The organism is Streptomyces sp. NBC_00576, assembly GCF_036345175.1.
GTDB lineage: Bacteria > Actinomycetota > Actinomycetes > Streptomycetales > Streptomycetaceae > Streptomyces.
In genome coordinates this window covers 10,159,922-10,177,481 of the sequence record NZ_CP107780.1, presented here as the reverse complement: position 1 = coordinate 10,177,481, position 17,560 = coordinate 10,159,922, and the positions used below count along the sequence as shown (strand labels likewise).

17 protein-coding genes, 1 pseudogene and 1 riboswitch are annotated in these 17,560 nt (G+C 71.0%); of the genes and pseudogenes, 5 read left to right on the top strand and 13 right to left on the bottom strand.

Going from position 1 to position 17,560, the window contains the following annotated elements:
• Window positions 1–20: 20 nt before the first annotated feature.
• The 3 genes from OG734_RS44250 to OG734_RS44240 form a co-directional block, all read right to left on the bottom strand.
• Entirely contained in the window at window positions 21–1,199 is a 1,179-nt protein-coding gene (locus tag OG734_RS44250; protein WP_330293022.1) for an acyl-CoA dehydrogenase family protein, read from the bottom strand.
• Window positions 1,200–1,352: 153 nt separating this feature from the next.
• Window positions 1,353–2,132 carry a CbtA family protein gene (locus OG734_RS44245; RefSeq protein WP_330293021.1) on the bottom strand — a complete coding sequence of 260 codons (780 nt, stop codon included), beginning with the start codon at window positions 2,130–2,132 and terminating at the stop codon, window positions 1,353–1,355.
• Window positions 2,133–2,157: 25 nt separating this feature from the next.
• Complete coding sequence (locus OG734_RS44240; protein WP_330293020.1) at window positions 2,158–2,379, bottom strand: CbtB domain-containing protein; 222 nt, start codon at window positions 2,377–2,379, stop codon at window positions 2,158–2,160.
• A gap of 37 nt (window positions 2,380–2,416) precedes the next feature.
• Window positions 2,417–2,548: riboswitch (cobalamin riboswitch) on the bottom strand.
• Window positions 2,549–2,679: 131 nt separating this feature from the next.
• On the opposite strand from OG734_RS44240, the gene OG734_RS44235 reads away from it, so the two are divergent.
• Window positions 2,680–3,264 (top strand): histidine phosphatase family protein, encoded by a 585-nt coding sequence (locus OG734_RS44235; protein ID WP_330293019.1) that lies wholly within the window; start codon window positions 2,680–2,682, stop codon window positions 3,262–3,264.
• Between the two features lie 10 nt (window positions 3,265–3,274).
• Here OG734_RS44235 and OG734_RS44230 read toward each other — a convergent pair whose 3' ends face one another.
• The 8 genes from OG734_RS44230 to OG734_RS44195 form a co-directional block, all read right to left on the bottom strand.
• Complete coding sequence (locus OG734_RS44230; protein WP_443065036.1) at window positions 3,275–3,637, bottom strand: ferredoxin; 363 nt, start codon at window positions 3,635–3,637, stop codon at window positions 3,275–3,277.
• Window positions 3,638–3,740: 103 nt separating this feature from the next.
• A complete protein-coding gene (gene paaE, locus OG734_RS44225; protein WP_330293017.1) occupies window positions 3,741–4,859 on the bottom strand; it encodes a 1,2-phenylacetyl-CoA epoxidase subunit PaaE in 1,119 nt (372 codons plus the stop codon).
• Entirely contained in the window at window positions 4,859–5,371 is a 513-nt protein-coding gene (gene paaD / locus OG734_RS44220) for a 1,2-phenylacetyl-CoA epoxidase subunit PaaD (protein WP_330293016.1), read from the bottom strand. Before paaD ends, paaE begins: the two co-directional genes overlap by 1 nt.
• Window positions 5,365–6,222, bottom strand: coding sequence for a 1,2-phenylacetyl-CoA epoxidase subunit PaaC (gene paaC, locus OG734_RS44215; protein WP_330293015.1), 858 nt, complete (start codon window positions 6,220–6,222; stop codon window positions 5,365–5,367). The genes paaD and paaC overlap by 7 nt, the downstream gene beginning before the upstream one ends.
• Window positions 6,223–6,244: 22 nt before the next feature.
• The gene (gene paaB, locus OG734_RS44210; RefSeq protein ID WP_330293014.1) at window positions 6,245–6,541 is read right to left on the bottom strand and encodes a 1,2-phenylacetyl-CoA epoxidase subunit PaaB; all 297 of its coding nucleotides are present in this window, start codon (window positions 6,539–6,541) and stop codon (window positions 6,245–6,247) included.
• The gene (gene paaA / locus OG734_RS44205; protein ID WP_330293013.1) at window positions 6,538–7,536 is read right to left on the bottom strand and encodes a 1,2-phenylacetyl-CoA epoxidase subunit PaaA; all 999 of its coding nucleotides are present in this window, start codon (window positions 7,534–7,536) and stop codon (window positions 6,538–6,540) included. Before paaA ends, paaB begins: the two co-directional genes overlap by 4 nt.
• 93 nt (window positions 7,537–7,629) lie before the next feature.
• Complete coding sequence (locus tag OG734_RS44200) at window positions 7,630–8,340, bottom strand: SDR family NAD(P)-dependent oxidoreductase (RefSeq protein ID WP_330293012.1); 711 nt, start codon at window positions 8,338–8,340, stop codon at window positions 7,630–7,632.
• Complete coding sequence (locus OG734_RS44195) at window positions 8,327–10,039, bottom strand: IlvD/Edd family dehydratase (protein ID WP_330293011.1); 1,713 nt, start codon at window positions 10,037–10,039, stop codon at window positions 8,327–8,329. Before OG734_RS44195 ends, OG734_RS44200 begins: the two co-directional genes overlap by 14 nt.
• A gap of 49 nt (window positions 10,040–10,088) precedes the next feature.
• Between OG734_RS44195 and OG734_RS44190 the strand changes: the two genes are divergently transcribed.
• The 3 genes and pseudogenes from OG734_RS44190 to OG734_RS44180 all read left to right on the top strand — a co-directional run bounded on the left by OG734_RS44190 (window position 10,089) and on the right by OG734_RS44180 (window position 12,766).
• Window positions 10,089–10,919, top strand: coding sequence for an IclR family transcriptional regulator (locus OG734_RS44190; RefSeq protein WP_330293010.1), 831 nt, complete (start codon window positions 10,089–10,091; stop codon window positions 10,917–10,919).
• Window positions 10,920–11,177: 258 nt separating this feature from the next.
• Window positions 11,178–11,735 (top strand): annotated as a pseudogene (locus OG734_RS44185) (fumarylacetoacetate hydrolase family protein); the annotation flags it as partial.
• Window positions 11,732–12,766: a zinc-dependent alcohol dehydrogenase gene (locus OG734_RS44180; protein ID WP_330293009.1), complete on the top strand. Its 1,035-nt coding sequence runs from the start codon at window positions 11,732–11,734 to the stop codon at window positions 12,764–12,766. The pseudogene OG734_RS44185 and the gene OG734_RS44180, both read left to right, overlap by 4 nt.
• A 6-nt stretch (window positions 12,767–12,772) precedes the next feature.
• On the opposite strand, the gene OG734_RS48195 is transcribed toward OG734_RS44180, so the two are convergent.
• Window positions 12,773–14,809, bottom strand: coding sequence for a 2-oxo acid dehydrogenase subunit E2 (locus tag OG734_RS48195; protein ID WP_443065035.1), 2,037 nt, complete (start codon window positions 14,807–14,809; stop codon window positions 12,773–12,775).
• Window position 14,810: 1 nt separating this feature from the next.
• Window positions 14,811–15,761 (bottom strand): thiamine pyrophosphate-dependent enzyme, encoded by a 951-nt coding sequence (locus OG734_RS44165; protein WP_443065034.1) that lies wholly within the window; start codon window positions 15,759–15,761, stop codon window positions 14,811–14,813.
• A gap of 451 nt (window positions 15,762–16,212) precedes the next feature.
• On the opposite strand from OG734_RS44165, the gene OG734_RS44160 reads away from it, so the two are divergent.
• A complete protein-coding gene (locus OG734_RS44160; protein ID WP_330293008.1) occupies window positions 16,213–17,538 on the top strand; it encodes a cysteate synthase in 1,326 nt (441 codons plus the stop codon).
• Window positions 17,539–17,560 lie beyond the last annotated feature (22 nt).

The following is a 17,560-nucleotide window of genomic DNA, read 5'->3' as shown; positions in this document are numbered from 1 at the left end:
GGCCCCGGTACAACAACAACTCAGCGCCGCACCCTAGGCATCCCCAGCCCGATCCACGAGATGATCTCCCGCTGGATCTCGTTGTTGCCGCCCCCGAAGGTGAAGATCACCGCTGAGCGGTAGCCGCGTTCCAGTTCGCCGTGGAGTATCTCGCCGGCCGAGCCCTCCTTCAGTGCGCCCGGGGCGGCGACGATCTCCAGGAGCCAGGCGTAGGCCTCGCGGCGGGCCTCGGAGCCGTACACCTTGACCGCGGAGGCGTCCTGGGGGGTGAGGGTGCCTTCCTGGACGGCGTTCACCATCTGCCAGTTGAGGAGTTTCATCGCGTCGAGCTTGGTGTGGATCTGGGCCAGGCGGCGGCGGACCCACGGCAGGTCGATGACGCGGCGGCCGTCGGCGAGTTTGGTCTCCATCGCCCAGCGCTGTACTTCGTGCAGGGAGCGGATGGCCATCGTGCCGTGTGCGGCGAGGGTGACGCGCTCGTGGTTGAGCTGGTTGGTGATCAGCCGCCAGCCCTGGTTCTCCTCGCCGACGCGGTGGGCGACGGGGACGCGGACGTTCTCGTAGTAGCTGGCGGTGGTGTCGTGCGAGGCGAGGGTGCGGATGAGGGTGCAGGAGTAGCCGGGGTCGGTGGTCGGCATGAGCAGCATGGTGATGCCCTTGTGCGGCGGGGCGTCCGGGTCCGTGCGCACGGCCAGCCACACCCAGTCCGCCGTGTCACCGTTCGTCGTCCAGATCTTCTGGCCGTTGACCACGTAGGAGTCGCCGTCGCGTACCGCCCGCGTCTTCAGGGCGGCCAGGTCGGTGCCCGCCTCCGGCTCGCTGTAGCCGATCGCGAAGTCGATCTCGCCGGCGAGGATCTTCGGCAGGAAGTACGCCTTCTGTTCCTCGCTGCCGTACCGCATGATCGTCGGGCCGACGGTGTTGAGCGCCATGAGCGGCAGCGGTACGCCCGCCTGGGCGGCCTCGTCGAAGAAGATGAACTGTTCCATCGGGGACAGCCCGCGCCCCCCGTACTCCTGCGGCCAGCCGACGCCGAGCCAGCCGTCGGCGCCGAGGCGGCGGATGGTCTCGCGGTAGAAGCGCTTCTGGGCGGCCGGGTCGCTGAACCGCGAGTAGACGCGGTCGGGCACCAACTCGGCGAAGTAGGCGCGCAGTTCGGTACGCAGTCGCTGCTGCTCGGGCGTGTATTCGAGATGCACGGCGCCTCCTGCTGGCTCCCCAAGGCCGGACCTGTCGGCGGACACGGTAGAACGTGTTCCAGAAATTGGGAATGGCGGTGCGCGAACGGGTGCGCACATGCCCGAGGGGGTCCCGGGCGTCCGGGACCCCCTCGGGTCAGTGCGGCGAACTGTTCAGTGCGCCACGGGAGTTGCCTGCGGCTCGGCACCGCTCGCGCCGACGGCCGCCGTCGCCCTAGGAGTGAGCAGCCGTTCCGCCATCAGCCCGAAGACCAGGCCGAACGCCGTCCACATCGTCGCCTGGATACCGAGCGTCGCCACCCGGTACCGCCACAGCAGGCTCGCGGAGAAGCCCTCCGGAACCTCGTTGGTGAACGACGGCAGGAACGCGTACGCGAGTCCGACGACCAGGACGAAGAAGGCGCTCGCGGCGAGGGTCGCGTTCCAGTTGCCCAGGCGCGGCGCAAGGCGCTTGCCGAGGATCATCGCACCGACGGCCAGCAGCACACTCAGCGCGACCATCAGGAAGAACAGCGCGGTGCGTTGGTTGAGAGTGCTGGGATCGCCGACGGCGGGCGGGTTGGCCGGGTACTTGAGGAACGGCACGACGTACACGGCGAGCAGTCCGGCACCCGCGAGGAGCAGCGCGGTAGCGCGCGGCCCGAAGCGGCCGATCCGGCCGAGCGCGAAGCAGTACGCGAGGGCGGCGATGCCGCCGAACGCGATCCCGTACACGAGGACACCGGTCCCCAGACCCACGGTGGACTGCAACGCGCGGGAGACGAGGGCCTGTTCGGCGTGCCCGTGGTGGGCCTCGTGCATCTCCTCGAAGGCGATCGCGTCGTCGACGAGCGGCTCGGCGAAGAGGTACGCGACGCCCCAGACGAGGACACCCGCGACCAGGCCCGCGAGCATGCCGCGGGCCAGGAGGTTTCTGACAGTTGTGGAGTTCATGACCTCGTACGTTTCCCTGTCGTCGTCAGTGGCAGGGGAAGCCGAGCAGGTGGCGGGCGTCGTGCACCCATTCGTGCACGCCCTCGCCGGAGACCAGGGAGGTGGCGCCCTGTTCGGCGCCGACGAAGTAGAGCAGCACCAGCATCAGCACGCCGAAGAAGACCGCCCAGGGGGCGATCGCGCCGATCGGCAGCTTTTCGGGTACGGCGGTGGGAGCAGTGGTCGGCTGAATCGCGGACTGTGCCATGACAGGACCTCCTGGGGGAACTCGCGTCCCGTATCGGTGGTGCAGAGGACGACAGCCACGGGTCTGACTTGCCCCCGGGCCGCACCAGGCGGGTGCGTACGGGGCTTACAGTGGCGCGACCGTGCCGGATTCCCACCGGCTTCCGTCGAACCGTCGTCAATATCGACGAGAACGTACCGCGAAGCGGGGGTTCGGCCAAGGGCGCATGGGACGGCGTACGGCGCGCCGGTGCGGCGTACGCTGCCTCAAGTTCCGTACATGACAACGACATTGGGGCAGAATGAGTGCGGGAGCGACCGGATGACGAGCCGAGTGATGTTGATCTCACCGGCGATCAGCGCGGCCCTTCGGGAGGCCCGTTTCGACGACGACTGCCCCCTGGACGAGTCGGGCCTGCGGCTCGCCCGGGCGGCGGCGGGGACGCTGCCGCCGGTGTCCATGGTCTGGGTCTCCCCCACCGCACGCTGCCGTGAGACGGCTCTGGCGCTGGGCCTCGACGCCGGCTCGGAGCCGGGCCCGGCCGGCCTGGACGTGGGCCGTTGGCGCGGCGCGACCCTGACCGAGGTGACGGAGAAGGAACCGGAGGCGCTGGCCCAGTGGCTGACGGACCCGCAATCGGCCCCGCACGACGGTGAGTCGGTCTACGCGGTGTGCGACCGCGTCTCCCGCTGGCTGGACGACACGGCGGCGCAGGTCACGGGCCGGTCGGTCGCGGTCGTCGAGCCGGAGGTCGTGCGAGCTGCGACGGTACGGGCGCTGGGGGCACCCGAGTCGGCGTTCTGGCGGATCGACGTTCCGCCACTGACGGCAACGGAGCTCAGCGGCCGGGCGGGGCGCTGGAACGTGCGGGTGGGGTGGCGGCTGGGAGCGCCGCACGAGGAGTAGGGACTCACGCTCACCCGCCGTCGCGCCCGGAGTCCGGCGTCTGAAGCGTCCATGCGAAGTCCGCGCACGCCTGTGCGCACTCCCGGCATGCCTTAGCCGTGTCCTCGGCACCGGGGTGGTCGTCGAAGACCTGCGCGGTTTCCAGGCAGACCGTGCCGCACCACTCCAGTTGGACGCGGAGCGCGGCCTCGTCCAGGTGCGCCTGTTCGGAGAGCAGCCGACAGGTCGCGTCGCACACCTCCGCGCAGAGGATGCCCTTGCGGCGTGCGAGGGCCTCGTCGGGGGGCCCGTCGGGGTGGGCGAGACTCGCGCGCATCGCACATGCCCGCGCGCACTCGGTGCACGCCTGGGCGCAGACGAATCGGTCCTCCAAGAACCGGAACAGTTCCTGTTGTGTCGTTGTATGCGTAGTTGTAGGAGTCACGTCGATCGAGTTGCCGGGGCGGAGCCCGCCAAACCCTTCGATATCCTTCGGTTCAGCTGTCGTAGTCGACCGTCAGTGTCTCCGAGACCGGGAACGACTGGCAGGTCAGGACGTAGCCTGCGGCGACCTCGTCGGGTTCGAGGGCATAGTTGCGGCGCATGTCCGCCTCTCCCGAGGTGACCAGCGCCCGGCAGGTGCCGCAGACGCCGCCCTTGCAGGCGAACGGCAGGTCCGGGCGGGTGCGCGCGGCCCCGTCCAGGACGGTCGTCTCCCGGGACAGCGCAGTCGTGGTGGAGCGGCCGTCGAGGGTGATCGTGACCCGGCTCACCGGGCCTTCCGCCACCGCGTCCGTGTGCTGGACCTGGCGGAGCGGCTGATCGTCGGCGTAGAAGAGTTCCTGGTGGACGCGGTCCGCGGGCACGCCCAGCTCCGCCAGCAGCTGCTGGGCGTCGCGGACCATGCCGTGCGGTCCGCACAGCCACCATTGGTCGGTGCCCGGGACGTCGACGAGGCCGGCGAGCAGCGCGGCGAGCCGTTCTGCGTCCAGGCGCCCCGAGAGCAGTTCGGCCTCGCGCGGCTCGCGCGACAGTACGTGCCCCAGCTGGAAGCGCGTACGGTACAGGTCCTTCAGGTCCGCCAGTTCGTCGGCGAACATCACGGTGTCCGTACGCCGGTTGCCGTACAGGAGGGTGACCTGTGAGTGGTCGTCGGCGGCCAGGACCGACTCGGCGATCGACATCATCGGGGTGATGCCGGAGCCCGCGGCGATCAGGACGTGACTGCCGGGCGCCGCCAGGTCGGGGGTGAAGGCGCCGGTCGGAGTCATCACATCGAGCACGTCACCCGGGCGCACCCCGTCGACCAGCCAGGACGAGAACAGGCCCCCGGGCACCACGCGTACGCCGATGCGGGGCTGTTCGCCGGCCGGGGCACAGATCGAGTACGACCGCCGTTCCTCGCGCCCCTCGAACTCCCGGCGCAGGGTGAGCGACTGCCCCGGCCTGAAGGCGTACTCGACTGCCAGGTCCGCCGGCACCTCGAAGGCGACGGCGACGGCGTCCGAGCACAGCCGTCGTACGTCGGCGACCTTCAGGGCGTGGAAGACCGGGCGGCGACGCACAGGGGTCGGCGTGGCTGCCGGGGCGGTGGTCGGGGAGATGGGCGCGGCCATCAGATCTCCTTGACGTATTCGAACGGCTCGCGGCAGGCGCGGCAGCGCCACAGGGCCTTGCAGGACGTGGCGGCGAAGCGGGAGGTCTCCTCGGTGTCCGCCGAGCCGCAGCGCGGGCAGGGCACTGTGCGCCGGGTGGGCAGGAGGGAGAGGGCGACCGGGCCGTGCGGTGCGGCGGCGGGTGGGGCGATGCCGTGCTCGGTGAGCTTGCGGCGGCCTGATTCGGTGATCCAGTCGCTGGTCCAGGGCGGGTCGAGGACCGTACGGATGCGCACGCGCGCGTACCCCGCCACCCGCAGCCGGGCGGCGACGGCGGCGCGCATCTCGGCCATCGCCGGGCAGCCCGAGTAGGTCGGCGTCAGGCTCGCCACCACCGTCCCGTCCCCGGTCACCTCCACGCCTCGCAGGACGCCGAGGTCGGCCAGGGTCAGCATGGGCAGCTCAGGGTCGGGCACCCGCTCGGCGATGCTCCGGGCGCGCCGGACGTCCTCGATCCCGGTCACGGTCACCATGTCGCCTCCGGGTGGGCGCGGGCCACGCTCTGCAACTCGGCGAGCAGCGGCGCGAGATGCTCGGTGTGCTGCCCGTCGCGTCCGGCGCCGGACGCCGGGCGAACCTGCGGCATGGGCAGCCCGGCGACTGCGGTCACCTGCCGCAACACCTCGACGACTTCGCCCTGGACGTCGCATGCGGCGAACAACTCGCCGAGATACGGAGCGACTTGGTCCAGAGCTGTGCGCATCCGCCGGCGTGACTCATCGGTACCGTCGCCGAGCCGGACGGCCCACTCGGCAGCGTACTGACGGTGGTACGTCAGTTCCTTGGCGCCCTTCGCGGCGATCGCGGCGAGCACCGGATCGCGGTGGTTGGCGAGCCGTTCGAAGTGCGCGAGCCGCCAGCTGGACAGCATCAGCAGCCGCACGACCGAGAACGCGAAGTCCCCGATGGGCAGTTCGGCCAGGCGTACGTTGCGGAAGTCGCCGGCGTCCCTGAAGTAGGCGTACGCGTCCTCGTCGCGCCCGGTGCCGTCGACCTGGCCAGCGCGCGCGTACAGCAGCCGGGCCTGGCCGAGCAGGTCGAGGCCGATGTTGGCGAGGGCGACCTCCTCCTCCAGCTCGGGGGCGCGGGTGCACCACTCGGCCAGCCGCTGGGCCGACACCAGTGCGTCGTCGGCGAGTTCGACGCAGGTCGTGGCCAGCTCACCGGCGTCGACGCCCTCGGGCACGATGGTGTCGACGCCGTACAGGGGGTCCTCGAACCCGGTGCCGAAGGCCCAGCGGGCGTCGCTGCCGTCGTCGTGGCCCTCGGCGAGGGTGAGATAGACGTGGTCGTCGTCGTGGTGGTCGCTGTCGCTGTCGCTCATGTCCGCTGCTCCTCTCCTCGGGCTAGATGTGGGGGACGTCGTCGGGGATGTCGTAGAAGGTCGGGTGGCGGTAGACCTTGTCGGCGCTGGGGGCGAAGAACGGGTCCTTCTCGTCGCGCGAGGAGGCGGCGATGTGTTCGGAGCGCACCACCCAGATGCTCACTCCTTCGTTGCGCCGTGTGTACAGGTCGCGTGCGTGGGTGAGCGCCATCCGGTCGTCGGCCGCGTGCAGTGAGCCCACGTGGACGTGGTTCAGACCGCGCTTGCCGCGCACGAACACCTCGTACAGCGGCCACTCGTTGGACAGGTCGTCGCTCATGCCACTGCCTCCTTCGCGGCCCGCGCGCGCTGCTTGGCGGCGTGCGCGGTGGCCGCCTCGCGCACCCAGGCGCCGTCCTCGTGTGCGGTCCGACGCCGTGCGATCCGTTCGGTGTTGCAGGGGCCACCGCCCTTGATGACGCGCATCAGTTCGTCCCAGTCGGGGGTGCCGAAGTCGTGGTGTCCGCGCGCCTCGTTCCAGCGCAGTTCCGGGTCGGGCAGGGTCACGCCCAGCTTGTCGGCCTGCGGGACGGTCATGTCGACGAAGCGTTGGCGCAGTTCGTCGTTGGTGTGCCGCTTGATCTTCCAGGCCATGGACTGCGCGGAGTTGGGCGAGGCGTCGTCGGGCGGGCCGAACATCATCAGGGAGGGCCACCACCAGCGGTCGACGGCGTCCTGGACCATGGCGCGCTGTTCCTCCGTACCGCGCATCATCGTCATCAGCAGCTCGTACCCCTGCCGCTGGTGGAAGGACTCCTCCTTGCAGATGCGCACCATCGCGCGCGCGTACGGCCCGTACGAACTCCGGCACAGGGGCACCTGGTTGCAGATCGCCGCGCCGTCCACGAACCAGCCGATCACGCCGACGTCGGCGAAGCTCGGCGTCGGGTAGTTGAAGATCGACGAGTACTTCTGGCGGCCCTCGATGAGCCGCTCGGTGAGGTCGGCGCGGTCGGCGCCGAGCGTCTCGGCGGCGGAGTACAGATACAGCCCGTGTCCGGCCTCGTCCTGGACCTTCGCGAAGAGGATGGCCTTGCGGCGCAGCGAGGGCGCTCGCGTGATCCATTCGCCCTCCGGCTGCATGCCGATGATCTCCGAGTGCGCGTGTTGGGCGATCTGCCGGATCAGCGTCTTCCGGTAGCCCTCGGGCATCCAGTCGCGCGGCTCGATCCGGCTCTCCCGCGCGATCGTCGCCTCGAAGTGCTCCTGAAGCAGCCCCTCGCCGGTCTGCCCTGCGCCGCCCGTGTCCGAGGCGGCGGAGTGTGTCGTCGTCATCGATACCCGCTCCCCAACCGACCATTCGTTCGGTACCAGTGTGACGACTTTTCCACGCCCGCACAAGCCTTGTCGAGACCGTCGGCCGGAGCGTCAGTAGGTGGCGCGTCCGCCGCTGATGTCGTACACGGCACCGGTGGAGAAGCTGACCCGGTCGGAGGCCAGGTAGGCGACCAGTTCGGCGACCTCCTCCGGGCGGCCGATCCGGCGCATCGGGATGAGGCCGGTGAGGCGGTCCAGAACCTCGGGCGCCGTGTTCTCGTTCATGGGCGTGGCGATGACGGCGGGTGCGACGACATTGACCAGGACGCCGCTGGTGGCCAACTCCTTGCCGGCCGACTTGGTCAGGGCTATCACCGCGGCCTTGGACGCGGAGTAGACCGACAGGTGGGGGTTGCCATCCTTGCCGGCGATGCTGGCGAGGTTGACCACACGGCCCCAGCCGCGCTCCCGCATGCCGGGGACGAAGATCCGCATGGTGTTCACGGTGCCCAGGACGTTGACCTCGAAGACGTGGCGCCACTCCTCAGGGGTCGTCTCGGTGAGCGGTCTGTTCGGTCCGACGATGCCTGCCGAGTTGATCAGCACGTCCACCGGGCCGATCTCGGCGGCGACCCGGCGCAGCGCGCCCTCGTCCGTGACGTCCGCGCGGACGTCGGCGCCGTCGGGGGTGAGGTCGAGCGTCGTCACCTGCACACCGTCGGCCCGGAGCCGTTCGGCGGTGGCCGCGCCGAGTCCGCCCGCTCCCCCGGTGACCAGGGCCGACCTGACGGTCGTACCGGCCCTCCCGTCAGTGCGATTCACGGCTCACCTTCGAGCCGCTGGAGCCGATGAGGAAGTCCAGGTCGGCGCCCGTGTCGGCCTGCTGGACGTGGTCGACGTAGAGGCGTTCCCAGCCGCGCCGGGGGTTGGCGAAGCCGCTGACGGTGGCCTCGTTGGCGGTGCGGCGGGCGAGTTCGTCGGCGGGTACGTCGACGTCGAGGCGCCGGGCCGCCACGTCCAGGTCGATGACGTCGCCGCTGCGGACGAGGGCGAGCGGGCCGCCGGCCGCCGCCTCCGGGGCCACGTGCAGGACGACGGTGCCGTACGCGGTGCCGCTCATCCGGCCGTCGCAGACGCGGACCATGTCACGGACGCCCTGTTCCAGAAGCTTCTTCGGCAGCGGCATGTTGGACACCTCGGGCATGCCCGGGTAGCCCTTGGGGCCGCAGCCGCGCAGGACGAGCACGGAGTCGGCGTCCACGTCGAGATCCGGGTCGTCGATACGGGCGTGGAAGTCCTCGATCGAGTCGAAGACCACCGCCCGGCCCCGGTGACGCAGGAGGTGCGGGGAGGCCGCCGCCGGCTTGATGAGCGCTCCGTCGGGGGCGAGGTTGCCGCGCAGGACCGCGATGCCGCCCTCCGCGACCAGCGGTTTCGCGCGGGTGCGGATGACCTCCGGGTCCCAGATCGGCGCGTCGTCGAGATGGTTCACCAGCGGTTCTCCGGTGACTGTGAGCGCGTCGGGATCGAGCAGGTCCCGTACCTCGCGCAGGACGGCGGACAGGCCTCCGGCGCGGTGGAAGTCATCCATGAGGAAGCGGCCGGCCGGCTGGAGGTCCACCAGGACCGGGACGCGGGAGCCGATCCGGTCGAAGTCGTCGAGCGACAGGGGGATGTCCAGGCGTCCGGCGATGGCCAGCAGGTGTACGACCGCGTTGGTCGACCCGCCGATGGCGGCCAGGGCGACGATCGCGTTGTGGAAGGACGCCTTGGTCAGGAAGGTGGCAGGGCGCCGGTCGGCGGCGACCATGTCCACCGCCAGTCTGCCGGTGCCGTGGGCGGCTTCCAGCAGCCGGCTGTCGGGCGCCGGAGTACCGGCCACCCCCGGCACGATCGTCCCCAGCGCCTCGGCGACCAGGGCCATCGTCGAGGCCGTGCCCATGGTGTTGCAGTGCCCGCGGCTGCGGATCATCGACGACTCGGAGCGGGTGAACTGCTCCTGGGAGAGCGTGCCGGCCCGCACCTCCTCCGACAGCCGCCACACGTCGGTGCCACAGCCCAGCGGCGTACCCCGGAAGGTCCCGGTCAGCATCGGCCCGCCTGGCACGACGACCGCGGGCAGGTCCACCGAGGCGGCAGCCATGAGGAGCGAGGGGATCGTCTTGTCGCAGCCGCCCAGCAGCACGACACCGTCGATCGGGTTGGCCCGCAGCATCTCCTCCGTGGCCATCGCCGCCATGTTCCGCCAGAGCATGGCGGTGGGCCGCACCTGTGTCTCGCCGAGCGACACCACGGGCAGGTCCAGCGGGATGCCCCCGGCCTCGTACACGCCATTGCGGACCGAGGCCGCCACCTCGTTCAGGTGGGCGTTGCAGGGAGTCAGGTCCGAGGCGGTGTTGGCGATGGCGATCTGCGGCCGGCCGGTGAAGGCGTCATCCGGTGCGCCCCGGCGCATCCAGGCCCGGTGGATGTAGGCGTTGCGCCCCTGTCCCTCGTACCACTGTGCGCTGCGAAGCTTCACCGTCGACCCTTTCCAACAATTGGTATGGTGGTCTATTCTTCGGAACCTCATGGAGCATAGGCAGATGTACGACGGCTCGTCAGCCCCTGCGGCCGAGGAAGTCGCCGGAGGCGACGGTGACGCCGCGCGTCTCGTGGGCTCGGACCGGGTGCTCGCTGTCCTCAAGGAGCTGGCGCGCTATCCCGACGGCGTGGGCCTTGAGGAGCTGACCCGGGTGATCGGCAGCCCCAAACCGACCGTGCACCGGGCGCTGGTGGCCCTGCGCCGGGCCGGACTCGCCGACCAGGGCGCCCGAGGCCGCTATGTTCTCGGCGACGAGTTCCTGCGGATGGCCTTCGCCCACCACGAGGAACGCCCCGAGCATGTCCGGGTACGTCCCGTACTGGAGGCGCTGGCCGACCGGTTCGGCGAGACGGCGCACTACGCGGTCCTGGAGGGCCGTGAGGTCGTCTACCGCGCCAAGGTCGACCCGCCGACCGGCGCCGTGCGGCTGACGTCGACGGTGGGCGGCCGGAACCCCGCCCACGCCACCGGCGTCGGAAAGGCGCTGCTCGCCCACCAGTTGGCGACGGTGGGGGAGGTCGAGGCGTGGATCGGCAACTCGCCGCTGGTCCGCCGCACACCCCGGACGCTGTGCACGGCCTCAGACCTGCACCGCGACCTGCGGGCCGTCCGCGAGCAGGGTTACGCCGTGGACGACCAGGAGAACGAGCCCGGCGTCAACTGCCTCTCCCTGCCCGTGTACGCGACCTCGCCGACGGCTCCCTCGGGCGCGGTGAGCGTCAGCGCGCTGACGTACCGGACGCCGCTGCGCACCCTGGTCGACGCGGTCGACGAGATCCGGACGCTGCTCGGCCCGTTGGCAGAGCCGCACCGATGAACCACCAGCAAGGATGCCGCGGCCTTCAGGCCAGGGAGGAATCGGACTCCTGTGGAGCAGGGCCGGAAGCGGGATTTCACCCCAAAGGCGAAACACCGTCCACCTGATCGGGTAAGCTGCATACAGTGCGTTGCGAGAATCAAGCGCGTACGCCGTGCTGATCGACAACCCGGCTGGTGTTGATCGTGGAAGACCTGTTGGGTCGCTGACCCGCAGGCAGCGTGAGCCAGGAATCCCCCTGCTTCAGCTGGGGGAGGATTCAACAAGTCGCCCAACACCCTCGTCGGTCCCAACGACGACGTACGCATCCCGCGCGGCTCCACCAAGACCGACTGGGAGGTGGAGCTCGCCATCATGATCGGCCGCCGCACGAGCTACCTGGACTCGGCCGAGGAGGCGCGCGACGCCATCGCCGGGTACGTGGTCGTCAACGACGTCAGTGAGCGCACGTTCCAACTGGAGCGAGGCGGGCAGTGGGCGAAGGGCAAGTCCGCCGAGACCTTCAACATGGCGGGTCCCTGGCTGGCCACCACCGACGAGATCGAGGACGTCCTCGCGCTCGACATGTGGCTCGACGTCAACGGTGTGCGCCGTCAGACCGGCAACACCAAGACCATGATCTTCGACCCGTACTTCATCGTGCACTACCTGAGCCAGTTCCTCGTCCTGGAGCCCGGTGACCTGATCAACACCGGTACCCCGCCCGGCGTCGGCATGGGCTTCAAGCCGCCCGTGTGGCTCCGGCCCGATGACGTGATGGAGCTGGGCATCACCCGCCTCGGCAGCCAGCGCCAACACGTGCTCGGTCCACGGTGACCGCCAGCCGCCTCATACGCGCGTTCGTTCTGACGGCACCCGGGAAGTACGAGGTCCAGGAGGTCCCCGCCCCGGTGGCGGTCCCCGGCGAGGTCGTCGTCGACGTCGAGCGGGTCGGGGTGTGCGGCACCGACATGGAGTTCCACACCGGGGCCATGGCCTACCTCCACCAGGGCCACTCCTCCTACCCGATGCGCCTTGGCCACGAGTGGTCGGGGCGCGTGTCGTCGGTCGGTGACGGTGTCGACGCCGCATGGATCGGCCGCCGGGTCATGGGCGACACCATGCTCGGCTGCGGCACCTGCCGCCGCTGCCGACGGGGCAGTCAACACGTGTGCGAGCAGCGGCAGGAGGTCGGCATCCGCGGGGAGCGGGCCGGTGCCCTCGCCGAGCAACTCGCCGTTCCCGCCTCCTCGTTGCACACCCTGCCCGAATCCGTCGACGCGGTACTGGGCGCGCTGGTCGAGCCCGGCGGCAACGCCCTGCGTGCCGCCCGGGCCGCCGAACTGCGGTCCGGGGACCGGGTGTTGGTCCTGGGTCCGGGGACCATCGGTCTCCTGGTCGCGATGTTCGCCCGCGCGGCCGGTGCGGAGGTCCATCTGATGGGCGTGACCGAGGGCTCGCTGGCCTTCGCCCGCGAGCTGGGCTTCGAGCACGCCTGGCGGGAGGACTCCGTCCCGGATCTGCCGTACGACGCTGTCGTGGACGCCTCCAACGCGGCCCATCTCCCGGACCTCGCCCTTGAGTTGGTCGAACCGGCCGGCCACGTCGTCTACATCGGTCTGGCCGGCGTACCAAGCCGGATCGATACCCGCACGCTCGTCCTCAAGGACGTCACCGCGGTCGGTGTGCTGTCCGCCTCCCCCGGTCTCGACGCCACCATCCGTGCGTACGCCGAGGGTTCTGTCGATCCGAGGCCGCTCGTCGCCGCGACGGTGGGGCTGGACCAGGTCGGAGCCGTCCTCGCGGGTGAACGCCCGGCGGGCGCGGGTCCTGGGCCCAAGTTCCATGTGGACCCGCGCCTGGGCTGAGGTGGTTCAGGGTGCGGTGATGCCGTCGATGACATGGCGCAGGAAGCCGGCCGCGGTGCCGCCGTCGTAGACGCGGTGGTCGAAGGTCAGTGACAGGTGGACCACCTTGCGCACCTCCACTCGGCCGTCCACCGCCCAGGGGCGTTCGACCAGGCGGCCGATGCCGAGCATGGCCGTCTGGGGGTGGTTGAGGATCGGGGTGGCACCGTCGACACCGAGCACACCGTAGTTGTTGAGGGTGAATGTGCCGCCGGTCCGGTGTTCGGCGGCGAGTGCCCCGTCTCGGGCCAGGCCGGTGAGGCGGCGCAGTTCGGTGGCGAGGTCGTCCAGGGGCAGCCGGGCGGCGTCCCGTACGACGGGGACGACCAGCCCCTCGTCGGTCTGTGCGGCGAAGCCGAGGTGCACCTGCGGCAGCCGGACGATCTCCGAACGGGCGTCGTCCACCCGGGCGTTCAGTGCGGGGTGGGCGGCGAGCCCGGCGAGGCAGGCTCTGGCCAGCAGCGGCAGCAGACCCGTGCCGAGGGTGTCTCGGGCGGCGAGCAGGGCGGTGGCGTCGGCGTCCGCCCAGATGGTGACGGCGGGCGTGTCCCGGTGGGCGCGGACGAACTTCTCGGCGGCCGCGCCCAGGGGAAGCCGGAGTCCGGGCTGCCGGGCGGCCTTCGGTCCACTGGTCTCACTGGTCCTATTGGTTTCCGTCGGTGCCACACCATTCCTCGTGGCCCGGCGCGCCCCGCCCGTCCCGTACCCGGTGAGGACCGCGCCCGACTCGCTCTCGGGGGCGGCCTCCGCCACCGACAGCAGCGGCGCCCCGACCTTGACGATCTCGCCGGCGCGACAGTGCAGGGCGGTCACGGTCCCGGCGAAGGGGGTCGGGAGGGTGATCACGGACTTGGCCGTCTCCACCTCGACGACGGTCTGGTCGTGCGTGACGCTGTCGCCCACGGCGACCGTCCACTCCAGTACCTCGGCCTCGGCCAGCCCCTCGCCCAGGTCCGGCAGCAGGAAGGCCCGGTGCCCGGCAGCCGGCTCGACCGGGGACGCCGGTATCGGCCGCCGTACGCCCTGACCGCCGTCCGGCAGCACACGGCGCAGTCCCGCCAACACCCGGCCGGTGCCCGGCAGATGGGCGCTCTCCAACAGGGGCGGCGGATACGGGATGTCCAGGCCGGTGACGCGCAGCACCGGCGCGCGCAGCGCGTCGAAACAGCGCTCCTGCACCCGGGCCGCGATCTCGGCGCCGACGCCCGCGAATCCCTGCGCCTCGTGCACCACCAGGCAGCGCCCGGTGCGCCGCACGGACGCGGTGAGCGCGTGGTCGTCGAGGGGGACGAGGGTGCGCAGGTCCAGCACCTCCACGTCGAGGCCCTCGGCCGCCGCCGCCCGCGCCGCGGCCAGCGCGACGGCGACCGCCGGGCCGTAGGCGACGAGCGTGGCGTCGGTGCCGGGGCGGCGCACCGCTGCCGTACCGAACGGCTCGGTGCTGAGGGGGAGTTGGATGTCCTCCTTGGTCCAGTAGTGGCGCTTGGGTTCCAGGAAGACCACCGGGTCCGGGTCCTCGATCGCCTCCCGCAGGAGCGAGTACGCGTCGGCGACCGTGGCGGGGGTGACGACCTTCAGGCCGGCCGTGTGCGCGTAGTAGGCCTCGCTGGAGTCGCTGTGGTGCTCGACTCCGCCGATTCCGCCGCCGTACGGGATGCGGACGACCATGGGCAGGGCGAGGGTGCCGCGGGTGCGGTTGCGGAACTTGGCCACGTGGGAGGCGATCTGTTCGAACGCCGGGTAGGCGAACGCGTCGAACTGCATCTCCACCACCGGCCGGAATCCGGCCATCGCCATCCCGACGGCGAGGCCGGCGATGCCCGCCTCCGCGACCGGGGTGTCGAAGCAGCGGCGGTCGCCGAACGTGTCCGCGAGCCCGTCGGTGACCCGGAAGACCCCGCCGAGCCGGCCGACGTCCTCGCCGAAGACGACGACGCGTTCGTCCGCGTCGAGCGCGTCCCGCAGGGCGGTGTTGAGTGCCTGTGCCATCGAGGTGGCCGCCATCTCAGTGTCCCTCCAACTCGGTGCGCAGGGCGACGCGTTGCTCGGCCAGTTGCGGAGTCGGGGCGCTGAACACGTGGTCGAACAGCGCGAGCGGGTCCGGTGCGGGGTCCTCGGCGAGCCTGATCCGCACGTCGGCCGCGTACGCCTCGGCCTCTGCCGCGGCTGCCTCGATGTCGTCCTCGGTGAGCAGGCCGCGGTCGCGCAGCCAGTTCTCCAGCCGGTCGATGGGATCGCGCCCGCGCCAGTGCTCGACCTCCTCGGCCGGACGGTAGCGGGATGGATCGTCGGCGCTGGTGTGCGGGGCCATCCGGTAGGTGTGCGCCTCGACAAGCCAGGGGCCGCCGCCCGTGCGCGCTTCCTCAACTGCCCTGCCCAGTACGGCGAGTACGGCAGCCACGTCGTTGCCGTCCACCTGTTCGGAGCGGACGCCGTAACCGACTCCCTTGTACGCCAGGCTCGGTGCCGCGCTCTGGGCGGAGAGCGGCACCGAGATGGCGTAACGGTTGTTCTGCACCAGGAAGACCACGGGTGCCCGCAGGACACCGGCGATGCCCAGCGCCTCGTGGAAGTCGCCCTCGCTGGTGGCACCGTCACCGACGAGCGCGAGGGCGACGGTGTCCGTGCCCTTGAGGCGTTCGCCGTGGGCCAGCCCGGTGGCGTGGGCGGCGTGGGTGGCCAGCGGGGTGCACTGGGGTGCGGTGCGGTGGCGTACGGGGTCGTAGCCGCAGTGGCCGTCGCCGCGCAGCAGGGTCAGCGTCTCGACGGGGTCGATGCCCCGGCTGACCAGCGCCACGCAGTCGCGGTACGTGGGGAACAGCCAGTCGGTGGGGCGCAGGGCGAGCGCGGCACCCACCTGGCACGCCTCCTGCCCGAGGCTGGACGGGTGGACCGCGAGCCGGCCCTGCCGGGCGAGCGCGGTCGCCTGCTCGTCGAAGCGGCGCCCGAGGACCATTTTCCGGTACGCGGCAAGCAGCAGCGCGGACTCCGGCAGCTCGTATTCACCGCGTTCATCTTCTGCTTCCAGCGCTTTCCCATGCCATGGGAAAAAGCGAACCGGAATTTTGGAAGGAAGCCATTGCGAAGGCGAAAGTGAGGGTACGGGCAACGAATCTGCCCGTTCCACCACTGCTTCAAGGGTCGGTTTCTCGCCCAATTGCCCGCCGTCCTCTCTTCAAGACGCGTATGCGCCCCGGGTTCCTCACCAGGGCTAACACAGCCTCACCACACGCTTCAGGAAGGGGAGATGAAGCGGAACTGAACACTCCGCCGTTGTGCACCAGCTCACATGGATGAACAGAATGTCAACCGACCGTTGGTGCAACGGTAATTCACGGGTCACCCGCCCTTTGCACAGCTCCGGCTGCAATTGACCCGCGAAGCACGGTCCTGCGGAAGGCAATGGAATGTCCCCCGTACGCCCCCAAGTACGCCCGGGAAATCGTCACTACACACTCGTCTGCTCCTCCTGCGGTACCCGCTACGAGGACGACGGCCTGATTCTCGACTGCTCCCGACCACACGATCCGGCGTTCCTGCGCACCGAGTACCCCGCTCCCGCCGGGTACGAGGGTGTCGCCGGGCGCACCGGCACCGGACTGTTCCGCCACGCCCCTCTACTGCCCGTGGCTCGGACCTTCCCCGGCGTACCCGGCCCGGTCGTCCAGCGCGCCGACCGGCTCGGCCGGCGTATCGGCCTCGAGCAGCTGTGGGTCGCCTTCAACGGGTACTGGCCGGAACGCGGGGCGCAGTTGCCGACCTGCACCTTCAAGGACTTCGAGGCCTACACGGTGCTCGGCCGGCTGCCCGCCGACCCGCCCGTCCTGGTGATCCCCTCGGCGGGCAACACCGCCGCCGCCTTCGCCTGGGCCGCGACCCGCCATCAGGTGCCCTGTCTGATCGTCGTGCCCGCTGCGGCCCTGGCCGGCCTGCGCTTCCCCGCCCCGCTCGACCCCTGCGTACGCATCGTCGCCCTCGACGGCGCCACCTACAGCGATGCCATCGCCTGCGCCGACCTGCTGGCCCGGCTCCCCGGCCACCAGGCGGAGGGCGGCTGCCGCAACGTCGGGCGCCGTGACGGTCTGGGCACCGTGATGCTGGCGGCGGCCGAGGCGATCGGGCGCCTTCCGCAGACGTACGTGCAGGCGGTCGGCAGCGGTACGGGAGCCATCGGCGCCCATGAGGCGGCGCGTCGGATCCGGACCGGCGACGAGGCGTTGCCGCGCCTGTTGATGTGTCAGAACGCGCCGTTCGCCCCGCTGTTCGAGGCCTGGCGGTCCGTCGGCCCGGCTCCGGCCGACCGGGAACACGAGCCGCTGGCCCGCGAACTGACCAACCGGCGGCCGCCGTTCACCGTCCACGGCGGAGTGCGCGACGTGCTCACGGAGAGCGGCGGCGACGTCCTGTGCGTCGACAACGTTGCCGCGCTCGCCGCCATGGACCTGTTCGAGGAGACCGAGGGCATCGACCTCGAACCGGGCGCGGGAGTCGCGCTGGCCGCCCTCGCCGACGCCGTACGTGCCGGGCGCGTCGACCGCGACGAGCTGGTCCTCCTCAACATCACGGGCGGCGGGCGGGCCCGGCAGGCCCGCGACCTCCGGCTGATCCCTGCCGAGCCCTGGCTGCGCATCCCCTGGCCCACCACCGCCGACGGCCCGCACACGGTCGCCGAGCAGGTCGGACGGCAGCTGACGTACGCCTCTGCCTCTGCCTCCGCCGGAGCGGCCAGTTGAGGCGACACCGGGCCGACGACAA